The organism is Verminephrobacter aporrectodeae subsp. tuberculatae At4, from assembly GCF_000193225.1.
GTDB lineage: Bacteria > Pseudomonadota > Gammaproteobacteria > Burkholderiales > Burkholderiaceae_C > Acidovorax > Acidovorax aporrectodeae.
Map to the genome: position 1 here is coordinate 1 of NZ_AFAL01000445.1, position 6,819 is coordinate 6,819.

Consider the following 6,819-nt stretch of genomic DNA (forward strand, 5'->3'; position numbering starts at 1 on the left):
ACGAGGTGCGCGCACGGCACCCCGCGCTGCCGGTCATCCTGCTCACGGCGCACGGCAACATTCCCGACGCGGTGGAGGCGACGGCGCGGGGCGTTTTCACCTACCTCACCAAGCCCTACGACGGCAAGGAGCTGCTCGGGAAAGTCGCGCAGGCCCTGGCGCTCAGCGCTCCATGCGCCCCGCAGGCGCAAGCCAACGAAGACTGGCGCGCGGGGATCGTGAGCCGCTCCAGCCGCATGCACGATCTGCTCACCGAGGCCTACATGGTGGCCCAGTCCGACGCCAGCGTGTTGCTGCTGGGCGACAGCGGCTCGGGCAAGGAGATGCTGGCCCGCGCCATCCACCGCGCCAGCCCGCGTGCGCGCCGCCCCTTCGTGGCCATCAACTGCGCGGCCATCCCCGAGGCGCTGCTCGAATCCGAGCTCTTCGGTCACGTCAAAGGCGCCTTCACTGGCGCACAAGGCCCGAGCAAGGGGCTGTTCCAGGCAGCCGAAGGCGGCACGCTGCTGCTCGACGAGATCGGCGACATGCCGCCCGCGCTGCAAGTCAAGCTGCTGCGCGTGCTGCAAGAGCGCGCGCTGCGTCCCCTGGGCGCGGTCAAGTCGATTCCCATCAACGTGCGCATCGTCTCGGCCACGCACCACGACCTGGAGTCCGCGCTCGCCACGGCCCAGTTCCGCGAAGACCTGTACTACCGCCTGAACGTGGTCACGCTGGTGCTGCCCCCGCTGGCCGAGCGGCGCGAAGACATCGCGCTGCTCGCGAACCATTTCCTGGACCAGCTGGCGCGCAAGTACGACAAGCGCCTCTCGGGCTTTGCGCCCGAGGCGCTCAAGGCGCTGGCGCTCGCCGCCTGGCCCGGCAACGTGCGCCAGCTCTACAACGTGGTCGAGCAGGTGTGCGCGCTGTCCACCACGCCCCTGGTACCGCTGCCGCTGGTGCAGCGCGCGCTGCGCACGCCATCGACCCCGGTGCTCAGCCTTGCGCAGGCCCGCCAGCGCTTTGAACGCGACTACCTGGTGGGCCTGCTCAGGATGACCGACGGCAACGTGACCGACGCGGCGCGCCTGGCGCAGCGCAACCGCACCGAGTTCTACCGCCTGCTGCAAAGGCACGCGCTGGCCCCCGAAAACTTCAAAAACGACCCCGCAGACGACGACACTGTCGCCGCTGGGCGACAAGACTGAACGTCAGTATGTTGACCCGAAAATAGCGGCACATGGAACTGCACCTTTCGCGCCATGGCTGCGTTGCAAATTCTCGCTGATATAAAGGGTATCTCTGCGGATTTCGCCCTGCCATGGCGCGAAATGCAACAGTTTTATTTTGTGCCGCTATTTGCGGGGAAAAACACCAGTCCGTACCGGAATTTCCCCGCTTTGGCCTCGTACCCTGTCGCCAGATGGCGACAGATTGCGGCTCCAAAGACGCCAATCCAGGGGCATGTACCCCTGCTTACACGCGCTTCGCGCGCCAAGCCGTTGATTTAAAACAGTTTTTCAAAGCTGGCACGGGGTTTGCCCTAGATGTGGCATGCACGCTGTTTTTTCTCCTTCTGCACGCCGCGCAAGGCCGGCGCTGGCGCTCGCCGCCGTGTTGCTCGCAGCTGCGGCGCAGGCGCAGGGCTTTGACTTCGAGAGCCTGACGCGCCTGGCCCGCGACCGCGCGAACGAACCCTATCGCGCGGTCGGCGGCAAGCTTCCCGCGGACCTCGCACAGCTGGGCTACGACCATGTGCGCGACATCCGCTGGCGGCCCGAGCACGCGCTGTGGCGCGCCGAGAAGCTGCCCTTCGAGGCCATGTTCTTCCACCTCGGCCTGTACCAGACCGAGCCGGTGCTGATCAACGAAGTCACGCCCGAGGGCGTGCGCCACATCCGCTACGACCAAGCGGATTTCAACTACGGCAAAAACCAGGTGCAGCCGCAGGCCTGGGGCGACCTGGGCTTTGCCGGTTTTCGTCTGCACCACAACCTGAACTCCAGCGCCTACAAGGACGAGCTGATCGTCTTTCAGGGCGCCAGCTATTTCCGCGCGCTCGGCCAGGGCCAGCAATACGGCCTGTCGGCGCGGGGCCTGGCGATCGACACCGCAGGCGGCGCGGGCGAGGAGTTCCCCCGCTTCACCGAGTTCTGGCTCGTCCGGCCCGAGGCCGAAGCGAAGCAGATCACGGTCTACGCGCTCATGGACTCGCCCCGCGCCACGGGCGCGTACCGCTTCGACATCCAGCCGGGCGCGCAGACCAGCACCACGGTGCACAGCCGGGTGTTCCTGCGCGCCCATGATGGTCGGCCCATTCGGCCCATTCGACCCATTGCCACGCTGGGCATCGCGCCGCTGACCAGCATGTTCCTCTTTGGCGAGAACCAGCCGCGCAAGCAGGACTTTCGCCCCGAAGTGCACGACTCCGACGGCCTGATGATCGCCACCGGCGAAGGCGAATGGCTCTGGCGCCCGCTGCAAAACCCCGGGCAGACGCTGGTGACGTCGTTCACCACGCAAAACCCCAAGGGCTTCGGCCTCATGCAGCGCGACCGCCAGTGGGCCAGCTACGAAGACGTGGAGGCCCGCTACGAACGCCGCCCCAGCGTCTGGGTGCGCCCGCTGCACGACTGGGGCGCGGGCCGCGTGGAACTGGTGCAATTGCACGCGCCCGACGAAACGCACGACAACATCGTCGCCTATTGGGTTCCGCAGCAACTGCCCGCTCCCGGCCAGCCGCTGGAGTTTGCCTACACGCTGAGCTGGCAGGGCGACGCGCAGCAGCGCCCGCCCGGCGCATGGGTGGTGCAGTCGCGCCGCGGCATGGGCTTCGTCCAGGCGGGCACCAAGACACTGCCCCAGGAAGTGCAGTACGTGCTCGATTTCGACGGCCCCGCGCTCCGGGCGCTGCCCGCGGACGCGGCCGTCGAGGCCATGGTGAGCAGCGACGCCAACGCCCGGGTGATCGAAGGCAACGCCTACCACAACCCGGTCACCGGGCAATGGCGCATGACCGTACGCGTGCAGCACCTCAGGGCCAATCGCCCGGCCGAGCTGCGCGCCTTTTTGCAACACGACCAACACGCTGTGAGTGAAACATGGACGCATATCCTTCTCCCCGAGTGAGCCCCGTGGACCGCATCGCACCTGCCGCGGTGGCGCAAAGTGGCGCCGGCCTCCAGCCCCCCCCTGCGGTCCGTAGCCGGCGCAGTGCGCTGCGCGCGCAGCGGCACCCGAACGCGGTGACCGCCCCGCCGCTGCACCGCGGATCGATGACCCCGGTGCCCTGGCGCGGGTTCTGGAACAGCCTGGGAATGGCCCTGCTGCAGCGCCTGGGCATCCGTACTGCCAACGGAACCGCCACCGGCCCGGACGCATCCCCCCCTCCCCCCCCATGGCAGGGTGCCGCACGCCAGCGCCGCCGGACGTTTGTTTTGCTCACCCTGCTGAGCAGCGCGCTGACCAGCCTGCTGTTCGCGAACGTCCAGCCGGACTACGAAAACGCCTGGCTCGGCGCCGGCCAGATCGCGCTGTTCGCAGTCCTTTCCACCTGGCTGGCAAGCGGCTTTCTCACCGGCCTGATGGGCTTTTGGGTGCTGCTGCGCGGCGACCGGCACGCGCTCTCGGTGCGCAGCGTGGCGCAGCACGGGCTCGCGCCCGACGCGCGCACGGCGATCGTCATGCCCATCTGCAACGAAGACGTGGGCACGGTGTTCGCGGGGCTGCGGGCGACCTGCGAATCCGTCGCCGCCACCGGCCACGGCGCGACCTTCGACGTCTTCGTGCTCTCGGACAGCAACGACCCCGCGATCGTCCACGCCGAGCGCGCCGCCTGGGAGGAACTGCGCTGCGCGCTCGCGCGGAGCGGCCAGCAAGCGCAGGTGCAAGTGCAGGTCTACTACCGCCTGCGCACCCGCCGCACGCAGCGCAAGGCGGGCAATGTCGCCGACTTCTGCCGCCGCTGGGGCAAGGACTACCGCTACATGGTGGTGCTCGACGCCGACAGCGTGATGAGCGGCGACTGCATCGTCTCGATGGCCAAGCTGATGCAGGCCAACCCCAGCGCCGGGATCATACAAACCGCCACGCAGGCCGTCGGCCACGTCACGCTGCACGCGCGCGCGCAGCAATTCGCGGCGCGCGTCACGGGCCGGCTCTTCACGCTCGGCATGCAGTACTGGCAACTGGGCGAGTCGCACTACTGGGGCCACAACGCGATCATCCGCGTGGCGCCGTTCATGCGCCATTGCGCCCTCGCGCCGATCCGGGGAACGGGCGGGCTCGCGGGCGGAATCATGTCGCACGACTTCGTGGAGGCGGCACTCATGCGCCGCGCGGGCTACCACGTGTGGCTGGTGTCCGACCTGATCGGCAGCTACGAACAGCAGCCCCCCGACCTGCTCGCCGAACTGCAACGCGACCGCCGCTGGTGCCAGGGCAACCTGCAAAACGCACGCCTCCTGGCCGAGCCCGGAATCCACGCGGTGCACCGCTGCATGTTCCTCACCGGCGCCATGGCCTACCTGTCCGCGCCGCTGTGGCTGGCGTTCCTGACGCTGGGCACGGCGCTGTGGTTCTCGGGCGCGCGGCTGGTGGTCGACTGGCGCATCCTGCCCACCGAACTGCTGGCGCTGTGGGCATGGACCCTGTGCATGCTCTTTCTGCCGCGCGTCCTGAGCCTGGCCGCAGTCCTCATGCGGCGCGAGCACAGACAGTACGGCGGTGCAGCGGGCCTGCTCAGGAGCGCCGCGCTGGAGAGCCTGCTGGCCCTCCTGCAGGCCCCCGTGCGTATGCTGGCGCATTCGCTGTTCGTGCTGGCCGCGCTCACCGGGCTGAAGCTGCAATGGCGCTCGCCCCCGCGCCAGGCCCACGCCCTGCCCTGGCGCCACGCCGCGCGACAGCTCGCGCCGATGAGCCTGGTGATCGGGCTGCCGACGCTGGGCGTGGCGCTGATCGACAGCAGCGCGCTGCTCTGGCTCATCCCCGTGGGCCTGCCGCTGGTGCTGGCGGTTCCTCTGGCGGTGCTCAGCAGCCAGATCGTCCTGGGCCAGGCGCTGCGCTCCCGGCGCCTGCTGCTGATTCCCGAGGAGTCGTGGTCCCCCCTGGTGCTGCGCCGCGCCTGGATGCACGCGGGCCGCCGGGCGGCGGCACCTGGCTGAAACCGGCCGGGGCATGCGGCGTCATTGCGCTGTCGTCAGGTACTGCAAAACACCGTCCCGCGCGCGCACCCCGGAGCATTCCACCCCCCAGACGCGGGCGATGGCTGCGGCGTCGAGCACCTGCTCCGTGGGGCCCACCGCGCACTGCCCGCCGCCCAGCAGCACGGTGTCGTGCGCGTAGCGCAGCGCCAGGTTCAGATCGTGCAACACGACAAGCACGCCAACGCCCTGCTCCAGCGCCCAGCGGCGCACGAGGCCCAGGCTCTGGTGCTGGTGCGCGAGGTCGAGCGCGGCGGTGGGCTCGTCCAGCAGCAGCCAGCGAGCGCAGCGGTCGGGTCGGGGCTCCCAGATCTGCGCGAGCGCGCGCGCCAGGTGGGTCCGCGCACGTTCGCCGCCCGACAGGGCGTTCAGGCTGCGCTCCGCCAGATGCGCAACGCCCGTGGCCTCCATGGCCTGCACCACGATGGCCGACTCCTGCCGGCTGGGGGCCGCGCGATGGGGAAAGCGCCCCATCTCCACCACCTCCCGCACCGTGAAGTCAAAGGCCACGCTGGCCTCTTGCAGCAGCACCGCGCGGCGGCTGGCCAGTTCCTGCGCGCTGAACCGGCCCAGGGGCTGGCCCTGCATGTGGACGCTGCCCGAGCGCGGCGCACGCGCGCCCGACAGCACCGCCAGCAACGTGGATTTTCCTGCCCCGTTGGGTCCGAGAATGGCGCTCACGCGCCCCGCCTGCAGGCGGGCATGCACGGTGACCAGCAGGGGCTGGCCCGGCAGACCAACGCCCAGTTGGTCGCAGACCAGGCCGTCGCATGCGGCCGCGCTCACACCTTGCTCCGATGAAGTTGAAGGCCACGCTGGCCTCTTGCAGCAGCACCGCGCAGCGGCTGGCCAGTTCCGGTGCGCTGAACCGGCCCAGGGGCTGGCCCTGCATGTGGACGCTGCCCGAGCGCGGCGCACGCGCGCCCGATAGCACCGCCAGCAGCGTGGATTTTCCGGCCCCGTTGGGCCCGAGAATGGCGCTCACGCTCCCCGCCTGCAGGCGGGCATGCACGGTTGGCCAGCAAGGGCTGGCCCGGCAGGCCCACGCCCAGTTGGTCGCAGACCAGGCCGTCGCATGCGGCCGCGCTCACACCTTGCTCCGAAGCTGGCGCAGCATGAGCAAGAACAAGGGCCCGCCGATGCAGGCGGTGAGCACCCCCAGCGGCAACTCCGCCGGCTTGACCAGCGTGCGCGCCACCGCGTCCGCCGCGAGTACCAAGGCGGCGCCCAGCAGGGCCGATCCCGGCAGCACGACGCGGTGGTCCGGCCCCGCCACGAGGCGCACCCAGTGCGGCGCCACCAGGCCGATGAAGCCGATGATTCCGCTGGCCGCCGTCACCGCGCCCACGGCCAGCGCCGCCACCAGCACGGCCCTGCGCTTGGTGCGCTCCACCGGAACACCCAGCAGCGCGGCCTGCGCCTCGCCCAGGGCAATGGCATTGAGCGCGCGCGCCAACGCCAGGCCCAGGGCGCAGGCCGCGGCGACTACCGCGCTCACCAGCAGCACGGCGCTCCAGCGCGCACCGCCCAGGCTGCCGAGCAGCCACATCTGCAGGTTGCGCAGTTGCTCGTCGGTAGAAATGAAGCTGAGGTAGCCGAGCCCCGCCAGGGCCAGCGCGTTCACGGCCACACCGGCCAG

At 69.9% G+C, this 6,819-nt stretch carries 6 protein-coding genes and 1 pseudogene; 4 read left to right on the forward strand and 3 right to left on the reverse strand.

Going from position 1 to position 6,819, the window contains the following annotated elements:
- The 4 genes from VTU_RS27370 to mdoH all read left to right on the forward strand — a co-directional run.
- A partial coding sequence (locus VTU_RS27370) for a sigma 54-interacting transcriptional regulator (protein ID WP_010105361.1) occupies positions 1 to 1,187 on the forward strand: 1,187 nt, incomplete at its 5' end.
- A 54-nt stretch (positions 1,188 to 1,241) separates the two neighbouring features.
- A complete protein-coding gene (locus VTU_RS31630; RefSeq protein ID WP_081479834.1) occupies positions 1,242 to 1,490 on the forward strand; it encodes a hypothetical protein in 249 nt (82 codons plus the stop codon).
- A gap of 43 nt (positions 1,491 to 1,533) precedes the next feature.
- Entirely contained in the window at positions 1,534 to 3,108 is a 1,575-nt protein-coding gene (locus VTU_RS0114415) for a glucan biosynthesis protein G (RefSeq protein ID WP_236610746.1), read from the forward strand.
- A complete protein-coding gene (gene mdoH / locus VTU_RS0114420) occupies positions 3,081 to 5,141 on the forward strand; it encodes a glucans biosynthesis glucosyltransferase MdoH (RefSeq protein ID WP_029554417.1) in 2,061 nt (686 codons plus the stop codon). Before VTU_RS0114415 ends, mdoH begins: the two co-directional genes overlap by 28 nt.
- A gap of 21 nt (positions 5,142 to 5,162) precedes the next feature.
- On the opposite strand, the gene VTU_RS0114425 is transcribed toward mdoH, so the two are convergent.
- The 3 genes and pseudogenes from VTU_RS0114425 to VTU_RS0114430 all read right to left on the reverse strand — a co-directional run.
- Entirely contained in the window at positions 5,163 to 5,966 is an 804-nt protein-coding gene (locus tag VTU_RS0114425) for a heme ABC transporter ATP-binding protein (RefSeq protein ID WP_010105366.1), read from the reverse strand.
- A gap of 88 nt (positions 5,967 to 6,054) precedes the next feature.
- Positions 6,055 to 6,192: pseudogene (locus VTU_RS34895) on the reverse strand (ATP-binding cassette domain-containing protein); the annotation flags it as partial.
- A 75-nt stretch (positions 6,193 to 6,267) separates the two neighbouring features.
- Positions 6,268 to 6,819, reverse strand: a 552-nt coding sequence (locus VTU_RS0114430) for a FecCD family ABC transporter permease (protein WP_029554418.1), incomplete at its 5' end; no start/stop codon positions are given.